Origin of the sequence: Prosthecobacter sp., from assembly GCF_044226605.1 — a bacterium.
Lineage (GTDB): Bacteria > Verrucomicrobiota > Verrucomicrobiia > Verrucomicrobiales > Verrucomicrobiaceae > Prosthecobacter.
The window spans coordinates 324,754-346,388 of record NZ_JBGAGS010000008.1 but is presented as its reverse complement, the minus strand read 5'-3'; the positions used below and the strand labels follow the sequence as shown (position 1 = coordinate 346,388).

19 protein-coding genes are annotated in these 21,635 nt (G+C 59.7%); 12 read left to right on the top strand and 7 right to left on the bottom strand.

What is annotated here, in order from left to right; all coding sequences use genetic code 11:
- Positions 1 to 4: 4 nt before the first annotated feature.
- Both ACILSO_RS13390 and ACILSO_RS13385 read left to right on the top strand, forming a co-directional pair.
- Positions 5 to 778 (top strand): SDR family NAD(P)-dependent oxidoreductase, encoded by a 774-nt coding sequence (locus tag ACILSO_RS13390; protein WP_395737920.1) that lies wholly within the window; start codon positions 5 to 7, stop codon positions 776 to 778.
- A gap of 185 nt (positions 779 to 963) precedes the next feature.
- Positions 964 to 2,189 (top strand): IS3 family transposase gene (locus tag ACILSO_RS13385; protein WP_395737937.1). Its coding sequence is split into 2 segments (ribosomal slippage): positions 964 to 1,231 and positions 1,231 to 2,189, totalling 1,227 coding nucleotides; the frame shifts between segments, so codons are not numbered across the junction.
- Between the two features lie 154 nt (positions 2,190 to 2,343).
- On the opposite strand, the gene ACILSO_RS13380 is transcribed toward ACILSO_RS13385, so the two are convergent.
- The 3 genes from ACILSO_RS13380 to ACILSO_RS13370 all read right to left on the bottom strand — a co-directional run bounded on the left by ACILSO_RS13380 (position 2,344) and on the right by ACILSO_RS13370 (position 5,455).
- Entirely contained in the window at positions 2,344 to 2,988 is a 645-nt protein-coding gene (locus ACILSO_RS13380) for a DUF4276 family protein (protein WP_395737919.1), read from the bottom strand.
- A gap of 4 nt (positions 2,989 to 2,992) precedes the next feature.
- Entirely contained in the window at positions 2,993 to 4,222 is a 1,230-nt protein-coding gene (locus ACILSO_RS13375) for an AAA family ATPase (protein ID WP_395737918.1), read from the bottom strand.
- Between the two features lie 72 nt (positions 4,223 to 4,294).
- Positions 4,295 to 5,455, bottom strand: a complete 1,161-nt coding sequence (locus ACILSO_RS13370) for a KamA family radical SAM protein (RefSeq protein WP_395737917.1) — start codon at positions 5,453 to 5,455, stop codon at positions 4,295 to 4,297.
- A gap of 445 nt (positions 5,456 to 5,900) precedes the next feature.
- On the opposite strand from ACILSO_RS13370, the gene ACILSO_RS13365 reads away from it, so the two are divergent.
- Entirely contained in the window at positions 5,901 to 7,433 is a 1,533-nt protein-coding gene (locus tag ACILSO_RS13365; RefSeq protein ID WP_395737916.1) for a DUF4080 domain-containing protein, read from the top strand.
- Between the two features lie 232 nt (positions 7,434 to 7,665).
- On the opposite strand, the gene ACILSO_RS13360 is transcribed toward ACILSO_RS13365, so the two are convergent.
- Entirely contained in the window at positions 7,666 to 10,374 is a 2,709-nt protein-coding gene (locus ACILSO_RS13360; protein ID WP_395737915.1) for a carboxypeptidase regulatory-like domain-containing protein, read from the bottom strand.
- Between the two features lie 116 nt (positions 10,375 to 10,490).
- On the opposite strand from ACILSO_RS13360, the gene ACILSO_RS13355 reads away from it, so the two are divergent.
- From ACILSO_RS13355 to ACILSO_RS13335, 5 genes are all read left to right on the top strand, one after another.
- Positions 10,491 to 11,213 carry a hypothetical protein gene (locus ACILSO_RS13355; protein WP_395737914.1) on the top strand — a complete coding sequence of 241 codons (723 nt, stop codon included), beginning with the start codon at positions 10,491 to 10,493 and terminating at the stop codon, positions 11,211 to 11,213.
- Positions 11,214 to 11,270: 57 nt separating this feature from the next.
- Positions 11,271 to 11,924: a helix-turn-helix transcriptional regulator gene (locus ACILSO_RS13350; RefSeq protein ID WP_395737913.1), complete on the top strand. Its 654-nt coding sequence runs from the start codon at positions 11,271 to 11,273 to the stop codon at positions 11,922 to 11,924.
- The gene (locus ACILSO_RS13345) at positions 11,921 to 12,661 is read left to right on the top strand and encodes a hypothetical protein (RefSeq protein WP_395737912.1); all 741 of its coding nucleotides are present in this window, start codon (positions 11,921 to 11,923) and stop codon (positions 12,659 to 12,661) included. Before ACILSO_RS13350 ends, ACILSO_RS13345 begins: the two co-directional genes overlap by 4 nt.
- Positions 12,662 to 12,740: 79 nt before the next feature.
- Positions 12,741 to 15,434, top strand: a complete 2,694-nt coding sequence (locus tag ACILSO_RS13340) for a hypothetical protein (protein WP_395737911.1) — start codon at positions 12,741 to 12,743, stop codon at positions 15,432 to 15,434.
- Between the two features lie 36 nt (positions 15,435 to 15,470).
- A complete protein-coding gene (locus tag ACILSO_RS13335) occupies positions 15,471 to 15,821 on the top strand; it encodes a VOC family protein (protein WP_395737910.1) in 351 nt (116 codons plus the stop codon).
- 1 nt (position 15,822) lies between these two features.
- Here the strand turns inward: ACILSO_RS13335 and ACILSO_RS13330 are convergent, their stop codons facing one another.
- Positions 15,823 to 16,152, bottom strand: a complete 330-nt coding sequence (locus ACILSO_RS13330; RefSeq protein WP_395737909.1) for a cupin domain-containing protein — start codon at positions 16,150 to 16,152, stop codon at positions 15,823 to 15,825.
- A 37-nt stretch (positions 16,153 to 16,189) separates the two neighbouring features.
- On the bottom strand, positions 16,190 to 16,615 hold the full coding sequence (locus tag ACILSO_RS13325) for a hypothetical protein (RefSeq protein WP_395737938.1): 426 nt from the start codon (positions 16,613 to 16,615) through the stop codon (positions 16,190 to 16,192).
- Here ACILSO_RS13325 and ACILSO_RS13320 point away from each other — a divergent pair.
- The 3 genes from ACILSO_RS13320 (at position 16,529) to nagB (ending at position 20,218) form a co-directional block, all read left to right on the top strand.
- Complete coding sequence (locus ACILSO_RS13320) at positions 16,529 to 17,182, top strand: ATP-grasp domain-containing protein (RefSeq protein ID WP_395737936.1); 654 nt, start codon at positions 16,529 to 16,531, stop codon at positions 17,180 to 17,182. The genes ACILSO_RS13325 and ACILSO_RS13320 overlap by 87 nt on opposite strands.
- Before the next feature lie 104 nt (positions 17,183 to 17,286).
- Positions 17,287 to 18,189: a lipoyl synthase gene (gene lipA / locus ACILSO_RS13315; protein WP_395737908.1), complete on the top strand. Its 903-nt coding sequence runs from the start codon at positions 17,287 to 17,289 to the stop codon at positions 18,187 to 18,189.
- 142 nt (positions 18,190 to 18,331) lie between these two features.
- Positions 18,332 to 20,218 carry a glucosamine-6-phosphate deaminase gene (gene nagB, locus ACILSO_RS13310; RefSeq protein WP_395737907.1) on the top strand — a complete coding sequence of 629 codons (1,887 nt, stop codon included), beginning with the start codon at positions 18,332 to 18,334 and terminating at the stop codon, positions 20,216 to 20,218.
- Between the two features lie 9 nt (positions 20,219 to 20,227).
- Here the strand turns inward: nagB and ACILSO_RS13305 are convergent, their stop codons facing one another.
- Positions 20,228 to 20,707 carry a Fur family transcriptional regulator gene (locus tag ACILSO_RS13305; protein ID WP_395737906.1) on the bottom strand — a complete coding sequence of 160 codons (480 nt, stop codon included), beginning with the start codon at positions 20,705 to 20,707 and terminating at the stop codon, positions 20,228 to 20,230.
- A gap of 393 nt (positions 20,708 to 21,100) precedes the next feature.
- Here ACILSO_RS13305 and ACILSO_RS13300 point away from each other — a divergent pair, with 393 nt between their 5' ends.
- Positions 21,101 to 21,607: a hypothetical protein gene (locus ACILSO_RS13300; protein ID WP_395737905.1), complete on the top strand. Its 507-nt coding sequence runs from the start codon at positions 21,101 to 21,103 to the stop codon at positions 21,605 to 21,607.
- Positions 21,608 to 21,635: the final 28 nt, after the last annotated feature.

The window sequence follows — 21,635 nt, the reverse complement described above, 5'->3', positions numbered from 1 at the left end:
TTTTATGCCCGCCCAATACGCCCGTTACCCTTCGCTCATCGATCGCACTGTTTTCATCACGGGAGGTGCTGATGGCATCGGCAGTGCACTGGTGGAGCAGTTTGCCCGGCAGGGCAGCCGTGTGGCCTTTGTGGACAAGAACGTGGCGTATGCCAATGCCACGATCCAGCGCTGCCTCAACGCAGGCGTGGCTCACGCGCCGTTGTTTTATGAGGTCGATCTGCTCGACATCGAGGCTCTGAAGGCTGCCTGTGAGGCGGCGGTGCGCGATCTGGGCAGTGTGACGGTGCTGGTCAACAACGCGGCCAACGATGACCGCCACGAATGGCAGGACGTGACACCGGAGTATTTTGACAACCGGATCAACACCAATCTGCGCCACTACTTCTTTGCCATCCAGGCGCTGGCGCCGCAGATGATTGCCGCCGCGCATGGCTCGGTGATCAACATCGGCTCCAGCAGCTACATGATGCAGGAGGATTTCTTTCCCGGCTACGCCATCGCCAAGTCGGCGGTGGAGGGGATCACACGCACGATGGCGCGGACCTTTGGCCCCCATGGTGTGCGCGTGAATACGGTGCTGCCGGGCTGGGTGCCGACGGAGCGACAGCTCACGAAATGGTGGTCTCCCGAAGGCGAGGCCGGCACGATGGGCGATCAGGCCCTCAAGCGCCGCATCCCGCCCGAGGAGTTTGCGCAGATGGTGTTGTTCCTGGCGGCGGATGATGGCGCGGCGTGCACCGCGCAGCAGTTCATGGTGGATGGCGGGCGGTTCTAAGGAGCAGGGAAAGCGATGGTGAGGGGCTGACGACCGTGGCACGGATAACAGTGTTATTGTGAGTGAACATGTGGTACCAAGTGCAGTGTCAAACGACCGACAACTTTTTCCTCCGTAGCCAGATTGACCTGCTCCCCAAAAGCTGAGCCATGTGTTATGAGAGTCTGAGGTGCGCGAAGCGCATCATCAGACGACATGAAACGCAAGAGACAACAGCAGAGGAAATCATCAAGAAGCTGCGCGATGCCGCAGGGCTTATCGCCGGAGGCAAGACCGCCGAGGAGGCGGCGCGGCAGATTGGAGTGAGCGTGCCGACCTACCACCGGTGGAAGGAGCAGTATGGAGGCGCTGATCGAAGCACCGTCAAACGGCTCAAGGAACTTGAGCAGGAGAACAGCAGGCTCAAGAAGCTTGTGGCCGACCAGGCGCTGGACAACGCGATGCTCAAGGAACTGGTGGAGGGAAAGTGGTGAGCCCGGCGCGCAAACGCGAGGCAGTCGCGCACCTGGAGCGCAAGCTCCAGGTGTCGCAGCGCCGGGCCTGCCAGGTCATTGGCCAGCCACGTTCGACCCAGCGTTACGCATGCACGCGCCCGGCGAGGGATGCGAAGCTCGTGGCGGAGCTGCGCCGCTATGCCACGGCGCATCCGCGACGTGGTTATCGCATGGCCGCAGCACACCTGCGCAGGCAGGGCATGAAGGTCAACGGTAAGCGCGTGGCCCGCCTCTGGAGGCAGGAGGGGCTGCGAGTGCCGCAACGCCAGCACAAGCGCCGCAGGCTGGGCCACGGCGGCAACAGCACGCAACGACGCAGCGCCACGCGCATCAACGAAGTGTGGAGTTATGACTTCGTGTTTGACCAGACCGTGGATGGCAAAAGGCTCAAATGGCTGCCGATCTGCGACGAGTTCACGCGAGAGAGCGTGGCGTTGGAAGTGGAGCGGCGGATGGATGCCAGAGATGTGGTGCGGGTGCTGGAAGCCGCCATCGCCCAGCGCGGCCGTGCGCCGCAGTTCATCCGCAGCGACAACGGTCCGGAGTTCATCGCCAAAGCCGTGAGGGAGTGGATAGCGCAGCAGGGCTTCCAGACGCTCTACATCGAGCCGGGCAGCCCATGGCAGAACGCTTACAGCGAGAGCTTCAACAGCCGCCTCAGAGATGAACTGCTCAACCGCGAGGTCTTTGCCACATTGGCAGAAGCAAAAGTGCTGGGCAAAGAATATCGGCGCAGCTACAATGAACAGCGGCTGCATTCAGCTCTGGGGTATGAGCCCCCGGCGGAGTTCGCGCTGCGTTGGCGTTCGGCCCACACCGCTACGCTGCGTCAACCGAAAGGCAACGCAGTTCCCGCAACAACCAAGAACAAAGACAACACCCAAACCAAGCCGTTAGCCACCGTCAGACTCTCATAGAAACTGGCTCAAGCTCCGGGGGCAGATCAAGATCGTGCACAGCAGAGAGGTTTAAGAAAGCAGTGAGAAGGCGTTAAATATCAGAAAATAGTCTGCCAATGATTCCAAATATGCCCGGCATGAACGGCCGCATGAATGGCATTTTATATTGTGGTTAGGAGATCAAGCGATGCACGCCATCGCACAATTTCCCGAAGCTCGGAGAGAGATTTCGATGCGGATCCATCAGCGGCCCAATTTTTTCCGCCCATTCGCTCTTTATCTGCCCTGGGAGGGGCCATCCAGTTTTCTTGATAGCTTCGGCTCCACCGGGGTACAGTGCATCCGCCAACATTTCCCAAGTGCCACACACACTGTCCTGTTGGTAGCGGTCCAAAATGTCTCTCTTAGCGCGTGGATATGCTTGTAGAAGTGCCGTTCGATCCCCAAAGTACCACGCTTCCATTTCTTCAATGGCAATACGAAACAAGGTGTTGGGTGCGGGATCGCATTCACTACACAGAGCTTGCAACTCAGAGAGAAATGTCCGGCAGTTGCGCTGATCCGAATCAAGGATGACGACCACTGCATCGATACCTGCCGTTTGCCCATATCCACGCAACAGTCGAGGAAGCTGATCAAGCAATATCCTTTTTGATGGATCTCCTGTTGTTTTTAGGCCCTTGGGCACACGGCCAATACCCTTGTAACCATGAATTCTCCAAGAATGTGGATCACCCTGGCTGCCCAGCAGCTTAGGCAACAACGTCTGGAGCAGTTTTTCTCCAGAGCTATCCTCGATAAGAAATTCAAGGTGCATGGTCTTATCGAGCATCAAGATAGTCACTGTACCACAAGCCGCCTAAAGGAAGGCCCTCATTCACGAGGTTCTGAACGATTTGGATATCTGCCGCCCGGCGCAGTGACGAGAATCCATCGCTGCCTTTCTCAAGTATCCAAACTTCCTTCGGTGTCAGTGCATCTACGAAATAAGGCTGGTGGGTAGTCACAAAGATCTGAGGTGCTCCTTTTTTGCCCGTTGCATGGGAACGAAACTCCCTTGCAAGGGCATCAAGTAACTTATGATAAAGACCATTTTCAGGCTCTTCAATGCAGATAAAAGGCGGGGGATCAGGGTCTTCCATCATTAGCAAATAAGCGAACACCTTCAGCGTCCCATCTGACATCTGCTGCGCGAAGAAAGGATCGCCGAACGATCCGTCATTAAACCTCAACAACACCCGTTTATCGTCTGTTATTTTAGTGTCGATCTTTTGAACTCCTGGAATCTTTGCAGCAATTCGGTTCAGGATTGCCTTGAAGCGGTCTTTGTATTCACGCTCGAGGAACTGGACCACGTTGCCAATGTTATCGCCGTGAATATTCAGGTGCTTTTGCGGGCCTGCACTTGGCAAACTGCGTGCCGCATCCGGATGGAAATACGAGAGATACCATCCTTTTAGGAAGTCTCGAAATCTTTTGATGCGCGGGTGCTCTTTGAGAGTTCCCAAGGTCGCAATGCCCAGTTGCCGTAGATCAGTCAACTCCACATTTTGTTGTGTCCGATCTTCTTCCCCTTCGAGCTCAACTGCTTCCTCCCCAGCCCATACTGTTCCCTTGCCATGACTCAATCGTAGAAAAGGAAATGGCCGGCCATGCTTCTGGCCTTTGCGGCGTTGCTTCAAGGTTTCGTATTCAACGAATGGACGCCCCGACTCGTCTCTAGCGATTGAAAGCTCATATGTAATCGGTCGCTCCTGCTTCTCTTCTCTATAGTAAATCTCAAAACGTATTGATTCTGAACTTCCTCGTGAGAGCATTCGTTCGAAGCCTCCTCTCTGTTTCATATCACACGCGATCTCTACGTCGGAAGAAAGGCAATCGGCCACAAAACCGAAAGCATCAAACAGCGTGCTCTTGCCAACACCATTCTTGCCGATGACAACTGTGAGGGGGGTTAGAGGATCACCTTTTTGCTGCGCGGAGAGCTTGCCAAGCGTCACATCCCTCAATGATCGATAGTTTTGGACCCGGAATCCTTCAATAAGTGCCATGGTTTTTCTCCTTCAAACAGGGGCTATAGACGATGAACCGACGTATTCAAGTTTAGCCAGACTTAAAGCTCCTTACCTCCGCACCAACGCAGGCTCCGGATACTCAAAGGTTTTGCCTTCGTAGTTGCGGATGACGACGCGTTGTTCGTCGCGGACGAGGACGTAGTCGGGGTTGAGGGGGACTTTGCCGCCGCCGCCGGGGGCGTCGATGACGAACTGGGGGACGGCGTAGCCGGTGGTGTGGCCGCGGAGCTGCTCGATGATGTCGATGCCGTCAGCGACGCTGGTGCGCAGGTGGGAACTGCCCTGGATCAGATCGCACTGATAGAGGTAGTAGGGGCGGACGCGGCACATGAGGAGCTTTTGCACGAGGCTCTTCATGACTTCGGCGTTGTCGTTCACGCCGCGGAGGAGGACGCTTTGATTGCCGAGGGGCACGCCGTGGTTGGCCAGCAGGGCGAGGGCGTCGCGGACTTCGGTGGTGAGTTCGCGGGGGTGATTGGTGTGGATGCTGAGCCAGAGCGGGTGGTGCTTTTGCAGCATTTTGCAAAGCTCCGGCGTGATGCGCTGCGGCACGAAGATGGGCACGCGGCTGCCGATGCGGACGAACTCGATGTGCTTGATGGAGCGCAGGCGGGTGAGCAGGGCGTCGAGCTTGGCGTCGGAGAAGAGCAGGGGATCGCCGCCGGAGAGGAGGACGTCGCGGACTTCGGTGTGGCGCTCGAGGTAGCGGAAGGCGGCTTCAAATTCGGTGTGCAGTTCCTGCTCGCCCACGCCGGACACGACGCGGCTGCGGGTGCAGTAGCGGCAGTAGCTGGCGCAGCGGTCGGTGACGAGGAAGAGCACGCGGTCCGGGTAGCGGTGGACGAGGCCGGGGACGGGCATGTGGCTGTCTTCGCCACAGGGATCGGACATTTCATCCGGGTCTTCCCAGGTCTCTTCGATGCGGGGGATGACCTGGCGGCGGATGGGGCAGCCGGGGTCTTCGGGATCGATGAGATTGAAGTAATGCGGCGTGATGGCCATGGCCAGCTTGTTGCCGGAGAGGATGACGCCTGCGCGTTCCTCCTCAGTGAGCGTCAGGTGCTCTTCGAGCTGCTTGAGCGTGGTGATCCGGTTTTTGAGCTGCCAGGTGGCGCTGTTCCAGTCGGAAGGGGCGACGTTTTTGTCGGACCAAAAGCCATGACCGAAGGAGCGGAACTCCTTCTCAGGCTGCGGGAGGGTGTCTTGCATGTACTGCGGGATCGGTGGGCGCGGAGGTTAGGCGCGGGAGTGTTGCAATGTCAAACGTCCCCTGCGGTCGTTTGGGTGCATTCCTGATCGCCCGGCGCGACCGTGGACGAGGGGGGCAGCCTGAAAGAGGCCTCGTGCCAGAAATCGGCCAATCCTAACGGGAAGTGGAAAGGCCTTCGTCTGTGGCCTTGGTATTTGATCTCCTAGCCATGTCCTAATCGAGGTGAGCGGCCACGATGTAGATGCACAGGAGCAGGGCGGTGAAGAGAAAGAAGTGACTGGGATGCAGTTGTTTCATGAATGACGAGATTCATCCAGCAGGGGGTGTGCCATTTTCGGGGGGTAATCCAGTGCCCGGGACTGCGGAAATAGGGGCTGCAGGCTACTTGGCGGGGTGCTGCAAAGGCGTTTGCCGCGCGGGCACACATCCGCCACACTGGGGGAGATGCCCGAAATCGTCCTCGCCACGCTCAACGCCAAATACATCCACAGCTCCTTCGGGCTGCGCTACCTGATGGCGAATTTGGGACCGCTGCGGGAGCGGGCGTGCATGATGGAGTTTCAGATCAATCAGGCACCGCTGGAGATCGTGGAGGCGGTGCTGGCGCAGGAGCCGAGCATCGTGGGCTTTGGCATTTACATCTGGAATGTGGTGGAGACGACGGAGGTGCTGGGGATGCTGCGGAAATTGAGGCCGGAGATCCGCATCGTGCTCGGCGGGCCGGAGGTGTCCTATGAATGGGACGGGCAGCCGATCGTGGCGCTGGCGGATCATGTGATCACCGGCGAGGCGGACCTGAAATTTGCCGAGGTGTGCGGCGTGCTGCTTGGGGAGGATGAGGCGGCAAAGGTGGCGCTGCCGAAGGTGATGGCGGCCGGACTGCCGACGCTGGAGAAAGTGGCACTGCCGTATGAGCTCTACACGAAAGACGATCTGGCAAACCGCATCCTGTATGTGGAGGCTTCGCGCGGCTGCCCTTTCACCTGCGAGTTCTGTTTGTCCTCGCTGGATGTGCCGGTGCGGGCGTTTGCGCTGGAGGCGTTTTTGCAAGCGATGCAGGGGCTTCTGGATCGCGGGGCGCTGACGTTTAAATTTGTGGATCGCACGTTTAATCTGCATCTGCCGACGAGCATGGCGATCCTGCGCTTCTTTCTGGATCGCTGGCGGGATGGAATGTTCCTGCACTTTGAGATGGTGCCGGACCGGCTGCCGGAGCAGCTACGCGGCATCATCCGCGAGTTTCCCGCAGGCGCGGTGCAGTTTGAGGTGGGGATTCAGACGTTTGATGAAGCGACTTCCAAGAACATCAGCCGGCGGCAGAATCTGACGCGGCTGGAGGACAACCTGCACTTTCTGCGCGAGCAGACGGGCATTCATGTGCATGCGGATCTCATCGTGGGACTGCCGGGCGAGGATGTGGCGAGCTTTGGGCGTGGCTTTGACCGGCTGGTGAAGATGGGGCCGCAGGAGATTCAGGTGGGCATTCTCAAACGACTGCGCGGCACGCCGATCGTGCGGCATGATGCGGAGTATGAGATGAAGTACTCGCCGGTGCCGCCCTATGAGATGCTGGAGAATCGCGACATCCCGTTCGTGGAGATGCAGCGCATGCGGCGCTTTGCGAGGTATTGGGACATGGTGGCGAACAGTGGCAACTTCACCGCTGTGCTGGATCTGCTGTGGCAGCAGAATGAGTCGCCGTTTGTTGCTTTCATGGCCTTTGCGGAGAGCTTGTATAAGAAGCTGAAACGCACGCACCAGATCGCGCTGCCGGTGCTGGCGCAGTCGCTGTTTGATTATCTGGTGCAGGAGTGTGCGGTGCCGGTTGAACTCGCGGCTTCAACGATGATGCAGGACTGGAATCGTGTGCCGGGGCGTGAAGGGCTGCGGCTGAGCGGGACGAAAGCAGGGGAGCGTGAAGGGCCGAAGAAGAGCACGGCGGGGAGCCGGCAGGCGCGGCATGTGGGGGTGGGGTAGGGCGTTTAAATTGTTTATGTTCGCATGAAAGTGCGCTGAGTTCGAAGGTGGAAGGCTGGCGCACATAGTGGTCCGCACAGTCCTCTGTGCGGCTTCCAGCGTGGTCGAAAGCCCAGACATCGCTCAGAGGACTGAGCGAACCACTTTGCTGGCGCACTCGCGACACTCTGTGAGTTTTCCCCTGCATCTATTGGCTGCACATCATTAGAATGCTCCAGCAAAGCCGGATGAATCACTTCTTCATCGCAGCCAGTGCTGCGAGGGTGGCGGCCTGCCAGTCGTGGCTGTGGGAAATGATTTTTCCGGTGCGGTCAATCACGACGTAGGTGGGGATGCCGCGGATGTCGTAGTCGCGCCAGGTGGAAGAGTCTTCGACGCCGATGGAGATGGGAAAGGTGTAGTCGGAATGTTTGGCGAGGAACTCGCGGACTTCATCGGCGGGATAGCCGCAGTGGGCGATGATCTCCAGATCTTCGCGCTGATGCGCCTGCCAGAATTCTGCGACCTTGGGCAGCTTGGCCAGGCAGGGGCCGCACTGGAGACCCCAGAAGTCGATGATGCGAACCTTGGGGCCGGCTTTGGCCGCGAGAGCTGGCGAGTTGATCCAGGTGGCGACCTCCAATGGAGGCGCGACCTGACCGATCATATTGAGCGGCTGCTCGGGCCGGGAAGGGGCTTCGCGAGGATGCTCTGGCAGGCGCAGTTCCAGCGTGGTGGTGCCGGTTTTGACGCGTGTGCCGCGCTCAATTTTTTTGGACTGGGCATTGCGAGCGGAAGCGGTGATGTGAAACCAGCCTTTGACCAAGCCGGTGAGCTGGAAACGGCCCTGAGCATCGGTGTGGGTTTTGCGGGAGAGCAGGTCTGCGGTGATATCGGCATCGGCCACGGGCTTGCCGGTGTGGTCCAGGACGGTGCCGCTGACCGTTCCCTCGGCATCGGGCAGCACCAGACGCACTTCATTGGAGGGGACGGTGATGAACTGGTCGATTTCGCGACTGAAGTCTGGCGTGATCTGCGTGGCGCTGATATAGAGCTGGCCTGCAATCAGCGGTCCGATTTGGAACGCTCCCTTCGCGTCGGTCTTGGTGTTGTTGTAAAGACCAGGCTGGTTGTCGCCCTGAAAACGAATCTCCGCTCCCTCGATGGGATGGCCAGAGCCGTCCACCACGATGCCTGTGACTTTGTGCCCTGGCTGGGTGAGCTTGAACGAAAGCTGCTTCGTCTTGTTTGGCAGCAGTTTGACCTCACGCAGCGCTTCCCGATTGTAGCCTTCCGCACTGCAAACGATGAACGGGTCCAGGGTCGTCCACAGACGGGGAATGACGTAGCGGCCATCGGCATCGGTTTCGATGGTCTCCGGCACGAGGTCGGGGATGTGATCGAAATTTTCCATCAGGCTGACCCGCAGCTTGGAGGCTGACCACTTCACCTTGGCGCCTTTGATGGGAAAGCCGCTGTCGTCGGTGACACGGCCTTCGACGCGAGCGAAGCCGTCGTTTTTAAGCTGGACCGTGACCGAGTGGCCTCGCTCGGCGGCGGTGATGTCCGACATCGATCTGGCACCATCCCAAGCGATGGCGGCGACACCCTTGGCCTCGGCGGGCACCATGATGGTAAAGGTGCCATCGTCTTTGGTTTTGACTCGCTCGGCTGCTGCCCAGGAATGCTCGGTGGTGAGCATGACGGAGACATTGGGGGCTGGCTTGCCATCCAGGCCCAGGACGGTGCCGGTGACCATGTCCGAGGGCTTCACCGGCCGCAGCTTGAACTGGATGGTCTTTCGTTCGCCGTTCTGCACATTCACGGTGACTTCCAGGTGATCGCCACTGACGTGGTAGCCTTTGGGAGGGAAGCGTTCCATGCGGTACCGCAGCAGGTGCCTGCCTGCGGGAAGCTGGAAGGTGATGGGCTCGTCCACTTTCTTGCCCGTGTCCTCATCCACGACTTCCGCGGTCACGACAGCGGCCTGTTCGAGATGGATGTCTCCCACGTCCGTGGTCTCGCCTTCGCGCACCGCGCTTGGCTTCAGTTCCGGGCTGACCCACACATCGCTCAGCGGCGGGTAAAGCGTGAGCCGCAGCCTGTAGGTCGAAGGCGGGATTTGGGTCAGGGTGAAGGTGCCGTCCTCCTGCGTGCGGACGTCATCTCCATAGGCCGTTTTGTAGGGCATGGTTTCGATGGTAGTGACCAGCACTCCCGCGGCGGGAGCGTTGTTGCCATCCACGATGCGACCGCGCAACGCGCCCGGCTTTGTCAGGGTGATCTTGTGCACGGCGCCGTCGTTTTTTGCGGATGACCCGGTGTATGAAGTGTATTTGCCGTATGGCTGGGCAAAACGGCTGTCGGCATGGCGGAAATAGATGCCGATGTCTTTTGGCAGACGGGTGATCGTGCAGCGCCCTTCCTGATCGGTGGTGGCTTTCCACAAATCACCGGGGAGTTTGGAAATGCTGCCCATTTTGGGAATTCGTTCGGTGCGCAGTTGCTTGCCGGTGAAACTGGTGACCCAGACTTCGAGGTTGGCCGCGGGCTGGCCGTCTGACTGCAGCACCTGCACTTGTGCATCGGCTGAAGGGCCAAGGGTGATTTTGACGGCGTTGGGTTCGCCGGAGTGACCGACTAGGCCAACCAGTTCCGTGCCGACCTGGCCGTCCGGAGCGACTGCCAGCACCTGAGCGCCTAAGATGCCGGAAGGGTTTGGATGCTGGCACTGGCTGAGGAATCTGCCCTTCGCATCTGTGTGGCCGGTGGCGAGGATGGGATTTTCGAGGGCGCGGGGATTGGTGCAGCTAACATAAACCGCCACGTCTGCTGCGGGTGTGCCGTCCGCACGCATCACTTCGATGTCGATGGGAACGGTCTTCGCGGGTGGGGTGGCGGCAAAGAGCGCCGTGGTGATGAGGCAAAGTGTGAAGCCTGCATAAAAAGTTATTTTATTCACGATGCGGAATTGGATCAGACGTTAGGGGTAAATGCAATGCCGCAGGTGGTGAGAATGCCGAAGAATTCATGGTCCGGGCGGCGAACTGACGCTATGGAGCCATGGTGTTTTCATCCATGACTTCGTTCTCTGAGCTTCTCGACTCTCTCCAAGACTACCCGCGCGTCAAAATCGTGGGCAGCTTTGAGGAGCTGGTGGAGACGCCAATGCGTGATGGCATCAATGCCTTGTGCTGGCCGCGCAGGCTGGAGGGAGATTTTGGCGAGATCGTGGAGAAACTGGCGGTGGGGAAGGGGATCACGAGCATTGATGAAGCGCGTCTGCGTGCGCTGGACCTGAGCGCTGAGGGCTGTGTGGCGCGGGAGATTTTGCTGCAGGATCAGGAACTGCTGCGTGGGCGCGAACTTCAGCCCAGCCTGGACTGCATCCATGGCTATCTGAACGAGATCGAGCCTGAACTGCTGCGCACGGACGTGCAAAGCTGGCATGTGGACAGCGCAACGGTGGAGGCGGACACATATTTATGCACTTACTTTGGCGCCTGCTCTGAAGGACTGCGCAATGAAGATGCGGTGCGGCGGGTGGATGTGCCGGAGTTCCGTGCAGAACTGCGGACAATCTACGGCGAGGGCGATGACGAGGGTTTTCGGGAGTTTCTGCATGAGCATTATCTGGACCTGCACTACATCCCGCTGCGGCACGCGGAGCCGTTTTCCTTTGGCCGGGGCCCGCTGTGGCGCATCGCCACGGAGTTTCCGGGCAGCCCGGTACCGCCGTGCGTCCACCGTGCTCCCGCCACGCTGCCCGGGGAGCCGCCACGCATGCTGTTGATCAGTTGAGGGAGGCGGAGCATTGCGCGGGGCAGTCAGCGGCGCTAGTCTCGCGGCAAACCAACCATGCTGAACCTGCTTCGAGAAATGCTGCACTCGCCAGCGCTGGACATCGTCCAGCGGCTGAAGCATTCCACCGGACTGACGGTGACGGAGCTGTGCACGGCCATGAAGATGAGCTACATGGGAGTGAAGCAGCACTGTGTGGAGCTGGAGAAGGCGGGGTTTCTGGACACCTGGCGCCGGCCGAAGGCGGCCGGGCGGCCTGAGAAGCTGTACCGCCTCACGCCCAAGGCGGATGTGCTTTTCACGAATTGCGGGCCGACGCTCACTCTGGACCTGCTGACCACGGCGGAGAAGGTCTATGGCGAAAGCGCACCGCCGAAGCTGCTGTATTCCTATTTTCTGGCCAAGACGGAAGCCTGGAGCGCCAAGCTGGCCAAAGCCACCACGCTGGAGGAGCGGGCCAGGCAGCTGGCACGGCTGCGCAGTGGTGACGGCTGCCTGAGCGCGTGCGAAACCGATGCGCAGGGCCGGCTTGTACTGGTGGAGCACCACCGGCCGCTGCGGGAGCTGGCAGCGCGGTATGACATGGTGGATGAACTGGAATGCGAAATGATCGAGAAGCTCCTGGGCTGCGAGGTGCGTCGTTCGGTGGAAGAAGTGTCGGGCTTGGTGCGTGTTACTTTTCTAATCAAGACAACAGCGCATTCAGCATGACATCAGGGAAAGCAGGCAGGACATCGGCATGGATCAAAACAGTGGCAATGGCGGGCACCGGCCTGCTGACATCCTGCGGCAGCAGCATTGCCCCCCTGCGGCCGGCCTGGCAGCAGGACTCAAACCTCTTTCAGCAAGGATTTCCCGCCCGGGAGGCGCAGACGACAACGACCCCGCACATGGTCGCGCGGGTGGTGTATGGCACGCCTGAACAGGTCGCGGCCATGATCGAGCGGCAGGGGGATGTGCCTGACAGGCAGGGTGGATTGGCGCGCATGGGGGACGGCACGCTGGACCTCGCGGTGCAGGATGTGGCGACGGGGAAATGGATCGAGTCGTATCTCTGCGGCGGCATTCTTTTTGTCACCGGGCTGCCGAACCAAGCGTACCGCGTTGTGTTGAAAAACCGCTCGCCAATGGCCCTGGAGCTGAACGTGGGAGTCGATGGCAAAAACATGGAGACGGGCGGAACGGCCTCACTTGGGCGTGGTACTCTGAGGGTGGAGCCGAAGGGCTCGCTGACTCTGGACCATGGCGCGCGGGGGCCATTCTTGTTCAAGCCAGTGCGAAGCGATGCGGTGCTGTTTGACAGCAGTCCGCAGGGTCGCGTGGGGCTGATCCAGCTGGCGGTGTTTCTGGCCGCCGATGCACCGAGCGTGGGGCCGGAAAGACTGCGGGCCAGCCAGATCGCGCCTTTGGGACTGTTCCCGATCGGCAGGCCGGAGCAGTACCGGTAGGAAAGTTTACATTGGTTGACGGTTGTTGACGATGGTTGACGGTTGTTTATCCGGAGGCTGTGGGTAGGTTTCCGCGTTCATGCTCCGCTTTCTGCGCCGACTTTTGCTGTTTTCGGCCGCCAGTTTTTTGCTGGCGGGCAGCGTTTATTTGACCACGGCATCGTTTCATGAACGCTGGCACGGGTTTGTGACGGGAGAGCTGGCGCAGCACGGGGTGCATTTGAATTTTGAGCACCTGACGATCAACCCGTTTGGCGGGCTGGTGGCGGAAGGCGTGAAGGTGTTTGACGATGCCAGGAAACAGCATGTGGTGGCGGCGGTGGACCGGCTGAACTTGGACGTGGATTTTGCCAGTTTGGTGGAAGGAAGAGTCAAAATCGACGGCATGGAGCTGCTGCATGCCAGCGTGGCGCTGCCGGTGGATCCAGACAATCCTGAACGGACGGTGATCAAGTTGAAGGACCTCAGCGCGAGGGCCATGCTGGAAGGGCGGCGGCTGGACATCCGCCATGCGGAGGGACTGCTGTCCGACGGGCTGCAAATCATCGTCAGCGGCGTGGTGGAACTGCCAAGGCCGGATGAAAGCCAGCAGAGCATGAGCGCCCAGGACCGTCTCAACGCCATGCGCGAGCACCGCGTGAAGATCCAGCAGGGGCTGGACTGGCTGGCGCGGTTTCGTGCGCCGCATGTGCCCACGCTGAATGTGAAAGTCTCCGGCGCGCTGGAACGCCTGGATGAACTGAAGGCGGAGCTGCTGTTTCAGGCGGACGGCCTGGTGTTTGAAGACTATGTGTGGAAGGAGCTGGTAGCAGAGGCGGAGTATGACGGCGGGTTCATTGACCTCAAGCGCCTGCACCTGCGGGACCATCTGGGCACGATGGATGCGACCGCCACCTGGCGGTTTGGCGCGGAACACCTGCGCTTCCGGCTGACTTCGAGCGCAGACCTGCCGGGGCTGGCAAGGGCGTTCTTCAGCAGCGAGCAGCTGCGCGAGGTGGTGTTTTATGAGGCGCCGCATCTGGCGCTGGAAGGCAGCATCTTTCTGAACAAGCCGGCGGCCGAGGATTTTCTGCCTGCGGAGGTGACCGGCAGGCTGGACTGCGGACGGTTTGGCAGCCGGGGCGAGGTTTTCAACTCGCTGAGCCTGACCCTGGGCGCCACGCGTGAAGGCCTGTTTGTGCGTGATGCGCTGCTGAAGCATAAGACGGGCACGCTGGGAGCGGACGTGATGAAGCACCGCACGCAGGGCTTTAAATGCAACCTGGCGCTGCGCATGGACCCGAATGTTTTTCTGCCGTTCATCGCCGGGCCGAAGACGCGCGAGATCATCCAGCGCTTCCGTTTTGACGATACGTCACAGATTGACGTTCATCTGGCGTGTGCCGGACCGTCCACCAATCTGCGTGAATGCCCCAGCTCCGGGCATGGTGTGCTGCGTCGTTTTCGTTACAAGGATGTGGCGTTTGAGTCCGCCGAGATGGATCTGGCGCTGTTTGGGGACATCCAAAACTACGCCAATGTGCGGGTGCAGCGCCCGGATGGCCCGGTGCGGGCGGACCTGGTGTTTGTGAACGATGACGACGACGAAAAGTGGCTGCGGCTGGTGAATGTGCACGCCAGCGCGGATGCATCGGGAGTCGTGCGGGCCTTCGCTCCGAAGGTGGCGGACCAGATCGCGCAGTATCGCTTTTCCGCCGGGACCGATGTGGTGGCCAATGGCACGATCGGCTTTAAAAACAATCCCCAGCGCAACGATTACAGGGTCACTTTTAAAAATCCGGTGGGCGGCGCGCATTACGTGCTGTGGAACGAGGACTATCCGATCAACGCGCCGAACGGTGAGGTTCACATTGTCGGCAGCATGCTGAACTTTGATTTCAGCGGGCGTCTGTTTGGCGACACCTTGAACGCAAAGGGGGCGGTCAACCTCACGCCGGGGGTGAGGGGGTACGATGTGGAGGTGCGTGCGGGGCGTTTCCCATACAGCGTGTTTGGCCGCAAGCTGCCGTTTGAGGATGTCCGGGCGGAGGTGCGAAACCGTGAGGGGATTGCGAGGATCGACGTCGCAGCGGATGTGCTCGGCGGAGACATGACATTGAGAGGCAATCTGAATGACAACCGTGAGCCTAGCACCTATGACGGCGAACTGCGCATGAATGCGCTGAGCTTCCAGCGGTTTGCACAGGTGTATTCACCGGGGAATGAGAGCGTGGGAGACATCAGCGGTCATTTCAAATTCACCGGACGGATGAACGACTGGAAGGCGCTGAAGGGCGGCGGTGCGCTGATCATCGTGAATGGAAACCTTCTTGCCCTGCCCGTGCTCGGGCCGCTGACCCCGATCATCGGGGCGTTTCTTCCCACCAAGATCAAGGGCTACAATGTGGCAAAGAGGGCAGACTGCACCTTTGAAGTGGCGGACGGTTTCATCGTCTCTGAAAATGTCGAGGCAGAGTCCAGCGCCTTCCGCATCTTCAGCCGGGGAAATGTGGACTTCATCCGCGATGACATTGACTTCAATGCGGAGGTGCGCCTGCGCGGGCTGGGCATTCTGCTGTTTCCCGTAACGCAGCTGCTGGCCTACAAAGGATCAGGCACCATTGGGGACACCAAGTGGTCGCCGCGCATCTTTGGCGGTGGCAACAAGGACGAACGAAAACCACCCACTGAAAAAGAACTGCAGGAAGCGCAGCGCATCCGGGGCAGTCCCGCCAGTCCGAAAGCCACCACTCCTGCTCCGCAGCCGAGACAGAGGGCTTTGTTTGGAAATTGAGTGCACCGGCTGCGTGACTGTGGCAGGGAGGCGCACATGAAAGTGGAACGACTCAAATACGTCATCTGGGCGACGGACATGAACCGCGCGGTGCAATTCTATGTCTCCGTCTTTGGGGGCAAGATCCTCAAGCAGAACGAGATCATCAGCGAAGTGTCCATCTGCGACGGCATCATTGGCATCCATGGCGGAGGCGAAGGCTCACGCACCTGGACGGGGCTGAGCTTTCAGGTGCCCGATGTCATCGAAGGCGCGCGTGAAATCGTGGCCGCAGGCGGGCAGCTCACGCGGGAGCCGCAGCCTGAAAATGGCGAGCCGCCGCACCTGGCCATGTGCGTGGACACGGAGGGCAATGAGATCATGCTGACGCGCAAGCGCGTTCATTGATTCATGCGATGGTCAGCGGACCATCGAACATCGTCAGGCTGATGACCTCCGTCTTTGCCACGTGTGGACCGTGCTGCTCGCCCTTGGGAGCATGGAACAGTGTGCCTGCGGTGTAGGTCACACCGCTTTCCTCCCATTCGCCGGAGAGAATCCAGGCCCATTCGTTCGCCACGGGGTGCGTGTGCGCGGGAATGGTTTTGCCTGCGTGAAATTTTCGCAGCACCACCACTCCGCCGGTGGCTTCGTTTTTGTGAAGGATCTTCAGCTCGACGCCCTCATAGGGGCCGGGCTGCCAGGGCTTGTCTTCGGCTTGGGCGATGTATTGGAACATGCGGGGAGTGTGCTGTGATTTTGAAAATGGTCAAAGTTCAGTGCTGAGCGGCTTCCGTTCTTCCTGTTTCCGCAGCTTGTGCAAAGCGGATGACAACTTGTACGGTTTGTGAATCATAGGGTTCGAAGCACACGTATAAAATCATGCCTCCCATCGAGCTAGCACCAGAAGTGACCTTGGAGACGGATTTTCTTCCAGGGGCGGTGGCGACTGAGCTGGTGGACACATTGATCAAACAAATTTCGTGGGACACGCGTATGAAGGCGCGCGATTGATCATGTTTAAACGCGCTTATTTGGAACAGAAGGAACCGGGGAAATTTCGCCATGAGGAGGCACTCGTGCGCCGGGAGTGCGAACGCCTGGGAATAGAGGTCGTGCCTTGTTTCCTCAAGCAGGTGCAAAGGAGGCAGCTCCCGCTGGACGGGGAAAGTTTCATCTGCGGGAGCATCGACCTCATGCATGGCGCCATGAAGCAGCTCGGGATCGAGGTGCCTGCGCCGAATGACTTTCCGCAGCCGTTGGAACCGTTCTTCCACCGCAAGATCTGGAAAAGCTCCGTGAAAGCGCTGGCTGCGGCGGTCGAATTGGGGCGGGAAATGTTTGCGAAGCCGGCGGGGCGTCAAAAGTTCTTCAACGGGCGTGTGTTCGATTCGCACGCAGACCTGGGATTCCTCTACGGGGTGAGCCGGCAGGAGCCAGTGTGGTGCTCCGACATCGTGAACTGGAGGTCGGAGTTTCGGACATACGTCATAGGGACGGAGATTGTGGCCCTGAGGCACTATGGGGGAGATCCGGCGGTGGTGCCGTCATTGACGGTGATTGCAGACGCCATCGGCCTCTTTTCGGCGTCTGGCGAAGCTCCGGCGGCCTACGGCATCGATTTTGGCGTGCTGGAAACGGGGGAGACCGCCCTGGTGGAGGCCAATGACGGTTATGCTCTGGGAGCCTACTCAGTGGATGCAGAAATATACACCCGGCTGCTTTTTGTCCGCTGGCAGGAGCTTCTTCAGGGCCGGAAATCGCCGTGAAGAGGGCAGGGGGACGAAAACGGGCGCCGGGAGCACTGACTTGAGCCTCGGAGGTCCAAACGCGTTGCAATCCCCCCTTTTTTGGGCCATGCATCCCCCCGCCAATGACCCCAAAAATCGACCCCGCCCTGCACCGTGACAAGAAACCGGACTGGATTCGTGTGACGCTGCCACGTGACCCGAAGTTCTGGAGCACGAAGGGGCTGATCACGGACCTGAAGCTGCACACGGTGTGTGAAGAGGCGCAGTGCCCAAACCGCTGGGAGTGCTGGAGCCAGGGCTCGGCCACCTTCATGATCGCCGGGGACCGCTGCACCCGTGCCTGCGGCTTCTGTGCGGTCAAAACGGCCAAACCTTTCGCTTTGGAAGCAGACGAACCCCAGCGCGTGGCCGAAGCGACAAAGCGCATGGGGCTGAACCACATCGTGATCACCGCCGTGGCGCGTGACGATGTGAAGGACGGCGGCGCGGACCATTTCGCCCGCACCATCGAGGCCGTGCGCGAAGCCGTGCCGACGATCACGATCGAGATTTTGGTGCCGGATTTCAACGGCAAAGACGACGCGCTCGAAGTCGTGATGAAGGCGAAGCCGCACATCTTCAATCACAACCTGGAAACCGTGGAGCGTCTGACGCCGCTGGTGCGCAGTCGCGCGATGTATCACCGCAGCCTGCATGTGCTGAAGCGCGCGAAATCCATGGCGGCGGAGCTTGGCACCCAGTGTGCCACCAAGAGCGGCCTCATGCTCGGCCTCGGCGAGACGGAGACAGAGCTTTTTCAGGCGATGGACGATCTGCGCGAGCACGACGTGACCGTGCTGACGCTGGGCCAGTATCTGCGCCCCTCGCCTCAGCATCTGCCGGTGATCGAGTACATCCACCCGGACACATTTGAAAACTACAAGCAGATCGCGCTGAAGAAGGGCTTCCGCCATGTGGCGAGTGCTCCGCTGGTGCGCAGTTCGTATCACGCGTCCGACTTCAAGCCGGAGCTGGATCTGGAGTAGACGGTTAGCTCGATCGAAGGAAAGTGGTACTTTGGTGCTGGGGACGCGTACGATCACGCGTCCCATTAGGCAGGGCACAACGGAAAGCGGGTTGCGTGTGAGGCAATCCGAGTTCTGTTCGTAGCATCCCCAACCTACTGCCATGTCCATTCGTCCTCCTGCCGAAGCTTACGAGAAAGTCCCAACCGTTATTTTCCCTGATTCCGCCAAGGCCGCCAAGACGCTGGCGCAGGAGGTGAAGCAGCTCATCGAGACCAAGAACAAGGCCGGAAAGCCGGCGGTGCTTGGCATGGCCACCGGTTCAACGCCGGTGCCGTTTTACCGTGAGCTGATTCGTCTGCACAAGGAAGAGGGGTTGAGCTTCAAGAATGTCATCACCTTCAATCTCGACGAGTACTACGGCCTCAGCTCGGACCATCCTGAAAGCTACTCGATGTTCATGGCGGAGCAGCTGTTTGACCACATCGACATCCCGAAGGCGAACATCAATCTGCCCAGCGGCACCGTGCCGGGGGATCAGGTCTTCAATCACTGCCGGCAGTATGAGGAGAAGATCGAAGCCTCGGGCGGCATTGACCTGCAGATCCTCGGCATTGGCCGAACCGGTCACATCGGCTTCAACGAACCCGGCTCCAGCCGCGACTCGCTGACACGCCGCATCACCCTGGACCGCGTGACGCGTCAGGACGCGGCGAGTGATTTCCGCGGGGAGCAGAACGTGCCGCACTTCGCGATCACGATGGGGGTGGGCACGATTCTTCGGGCCAAGAAACTGGTGCTGATGGCCTGGGGAGAAAACAAGGCCGTGATGGTGGCCAAGGCCGTGGAAGGGCCCATGACGGAAGTCATCTCAGCCTCCTTCCTGCAGGATCACCCGGATGCGCGTTTCTTCATCGACACTGGTGCCTCCCGCGAACTCACCCGCATCAAGCTGCCATGGCTGGTCGGCCCGGCCTCCTGGACGCCGCGTGAAACCCGCCGTGCGATGGTGTGGCAGGCCTTCAAGATCAAGCGCCCGATCCTGAAGCTGGTGGACGAACACTATAATGAGAACGGTTTATCCGACCTGCTCTCCGAGCAGGGACCGGCCTACCAGCTCAACATCCGCATTTTCAATCAGCTCCAGCACACCATCACGGGCTGGCCTGGCGGCAAGCCCGATGAAGACGACACCTACCGCCCCGAACGTGCGCGGCCTTACCCCAAGCGCTGCCTGGTTTTCAGCCCGGAGCCGCAGGATGCCATCACCGGCATGGGGGGAACGATCGACCGAATGGTGGAGCAGGGGCACGACGTGCGCCTGATCGCCCTGACCTCTGGCAGCCTGCGTGTGCCGGACAGCGAGGCAGACAAGTTTGCCGAAACTTTGCTGGAGCTGGCCTCCAATGCGGCCAATCCCGGCACATGGGCGCCGCAGGTGGCTTATGCCCGGGAGGCGCTGGGCCTGCTGGAGGCCAAGGGCGAATTTGGCGAGGACCCGCCGCTGCTGCGTCAGCTCAAGGGCCTGATCCTGCGCGGAGAGCTGCGCGATGCGGCCCACACGGTCGGCCTGGCCAATGACCGCGTGACCTTTCTCGATCTGCCTTTCTACGAGCATGGCCGTTACCGCCGCTTCAAGAGCACCGAAGACGACCACAAGGCGCTGGTGCGCCTGCTGCAGGAGCACAAGCCCCACCAGATCTACGTCACGGGCGATGCGGCCGACCCTTCGAGCGTGGCGGGCATCTGCTTCCGCCTGCTGGTGGCTGCGCTGCAGTCCTGCGGCGGGGAAGAGTTCGCGGGTTCCTGCAGCGTGTGGCTGTATCGCGGCAAGGAACGTCCGCTGGAGCCGCATGAAATCGACATGGCCATCCCGATGAGCCCGCTGCAGATCGAGCGCAAGGCGAATGCCATTTCCCGTTACGGAGCGCTCTCCTCCCTGGAAAAAGAGGCGCCGGAGACGAATCGAGAAAATGCGCGTCTTTACGACTCACTCGGTCTGGCCGAGTACGAGGCGATCGAAACCTTCCAGCGCTGGCGCCGGGTCTAATCCTCTTCTTTAGCCTGCTGCCGCGAGCTTGGCATCGCGGTAGCTGCATTTGCCCAGGCGCTGGAGCTGCTCGCAGTGGGCCTCGATGCGCATGCTCTTCAGGCTCGGCTGGAAACCCAGCCGGCGCGTGATGCAGTCATGCAGCAGGGCGGTGTGGTCGTCCTCAAACTCCACCACGCGATCACAATCGAGGCAGATCAAATGATTGTGCTGGGGCTTGTCGAGGAAATTGGGATCGTAGTAAGTCTGATCGCGGCCGAGATCCACCTCCCGCAGCAGGCCGCATTCCACCAGAAGTGTCAGGGTGCGGTAAACCGTGGCTCGTGACACCGTGCTGTCGAGCTTGCGCGCCTTTTCCAGCAGTTCCTCCGCTTTGAAGTGGTCATCGGTGGCAAAGGCGGCCTCGACGATGACATCCCGCTGCTTGGTGCGGCGCAGCCCCTGGCTGGCCAGATGTTTTTCCAAGCGTTGAGTGATACGTTCGTCCATGTTTCAGAGAGGGTAGCCACTGCGGATCATCGTGCAAGGAAGCGCTTTTTTTGAAGAAGACAGGTGATCCTTGGACATTTTAGGAGGTGACTCTGGGATAAAGTCGCAAAAAGCAATCGCGGATTTTGGTGCAAATGATTGAAAAAGAATGAATTGCGTGGAATCGCGATTTCAAGGGAAGGGCACGAGTCTAAGGGGAAATTTACAAGATAAACAAGCACCGTGTTCGATTTAGTTTAAAATAATTATGGATTTTATTGTTAATATTGATAGAATTACTCGGACTGCCTGATTCCAAGCATGCCTTTACCATTCTCATTCTCTACACAACGCCAAAGTTCTGAGGCCGAAAGCGCCGCAGATACTCAAGGGCCCCCTGTTTCTGAGAAGGTCATGAACCATGCTCCGGGAATAGTCAGCACGGAGCCGCTGCCCGGTGCTCTGGGAAGTCCGTTTTCGCCGATCGCACTGGAAATCGTGCCGCGTGCCATCTCTGGAAGCCCCCGTCACGCCCCGGTTTCCCCGCCAAATCCGTATTTCTCCAGCGAGCAGGAAGCGGCACTCCCCGCTGAGTTGCAGGCCACGGTGCTGCACCCTGCTCCTTCTCCGTTGCAACCCGCCGCCAAAGCGGCAGCCACGGGGCTGGACCTGCCGGCTCAGATCGAGCAGCTGAGGAACGACATTTTCGGGATCGCCATGAATGTGAGCGCTTTAAACGACCGGCTGGACCGTCTGGAACAACGGGTTCCTCCGGCCGGACAGTCCGCGCAGGCAGGTATCGCCACACTGCGTGGCGAGATCGAAGTCTGGCTGGAAAAACACCTCAATGCCGCTGTCGAGCACTGCATGCATCAGATCATCAGCCGCCAGAATACCGCCCTCTCCCAAACCGCCAACTGACCTTCGCTTTACCACCCACTCGATCTCA

Excerpts from the sequence above, each read along its gene's own strand:
- ACILSO_RS13390 (WP_395737920.1), top strand. The coding sequence starts at position 5 with ATGCCCGCCCAATACGCCCGTTACCCTTCGCTCATCGATCGCACTGTT.
- ACILSO_RS13380 (WP_395737919.1), bottom strand. The coding sequence starts at position 2,988 with ATGCACCTTGAATTTCTTATCGAGGATAGCTCTGGAGAAAAACTGCTC.
- ACILSO_RS13375 (WP_395737918.1), bottom strand. The coding sequence starts at position 4,222 with ATGGCACTTATTGAAGGATTCCGGGTCCAAAACTATCGATCATTGAGG.
- ACILSO_RS13370 (WP_395737917.1), bottom strand. The coding sequence starts at position 5,455 with ATGCAAGACACCCTCCCGCAGCCTGAGAAGGAGTTCCGCTCCTTCGGT.
- ACILSO_RS13365 (WP_395737916.1), top strand. The coding sequence starts at position 5,901 with ATGCCCGAAATCGTCCTCGCCACGCTCAACGCCAAATACATCCACAGC.
- ACILSO_RS13355 (WP_395737914.1), top strand. The coding sequence starts at position 10,491 with ATGACTTCGTTCTCTGAGCTTCTCGACTCTCTCCAAGACTACCCGCGC.
- ACILSO_RS13350 (WP_395737913.1), top strand. The coding sequence starts at position 11,271 with ATGCTGAACCTGCTTCGAGAAATGCTGCACTCGCCAGCGCTGGACATC.
- ACILSO_RS13345 (WP_395737912.1), top strand. The coding sequence starts at position 11,921 with ATGACATCAGGGAAAGCAGGCAGGACATCGGCATGGATCAAAACAGTG.
- ACILSO_RS13340 (WP_395737911.1), top strand. The coding sequence starts at position 12,741 with ATGCTCCGCTTTCTGCGCCGACTTTTGCTGTTTTCGGCCGCCAGTTTT.
- ACILSO_RS13335 (WP_395737910.1), top strand. The coding sequence starts at position 15,471 with ATGAAAGTGGAACGACTCAAATACGTCATCTGGGCGACGGACATGAAC.
- ACILSO_RS13330 (WP_395737909.1), bottom strand. The coding sequence starts at position 16,152 with ATGTTCCAATACATCGCCCAAGCCGAAGACAAGCCCTGGCAGCCCGGC.
- ACILSO_RS13325 (WP_395737938.1), bottom strand. The coding sequence starts at position 16,615 with ATGCATGAGGTCGATGCTCCCGCAGATGAAACTTTCCCCGTCCAGCGG.
- lipA (WP_395737908.1), top strand. The coding sequence starts at position 17,287 with ATGACCCCAAAAATCGACCCCGCCCTGCACCGTGACAAGAAACCGGAC.
- nagB (WP_395737907.1), top strand. The coding sequence starts at position 18,332 with ATGTCCATTCGTCCTCCTGCCGAAGCTTACGAGAAAGTCCCAACCGTT.
- ACILSO_RS13305 (WP_395737906.1), bottom strand. The coding sequence starts at position 20,707 with ATGGACGAACGTATCACTCAACGCTTGGAAAAACATCTGGCCAGCCAG.
- ACILSO_RS13300 (WP_395737905.1), top strand. The coding sequence starts at position 21,101 with ATGAACCATGCTCCGGGAATAGTCAGCACGGAGCCGCTGCCCGGTGCT.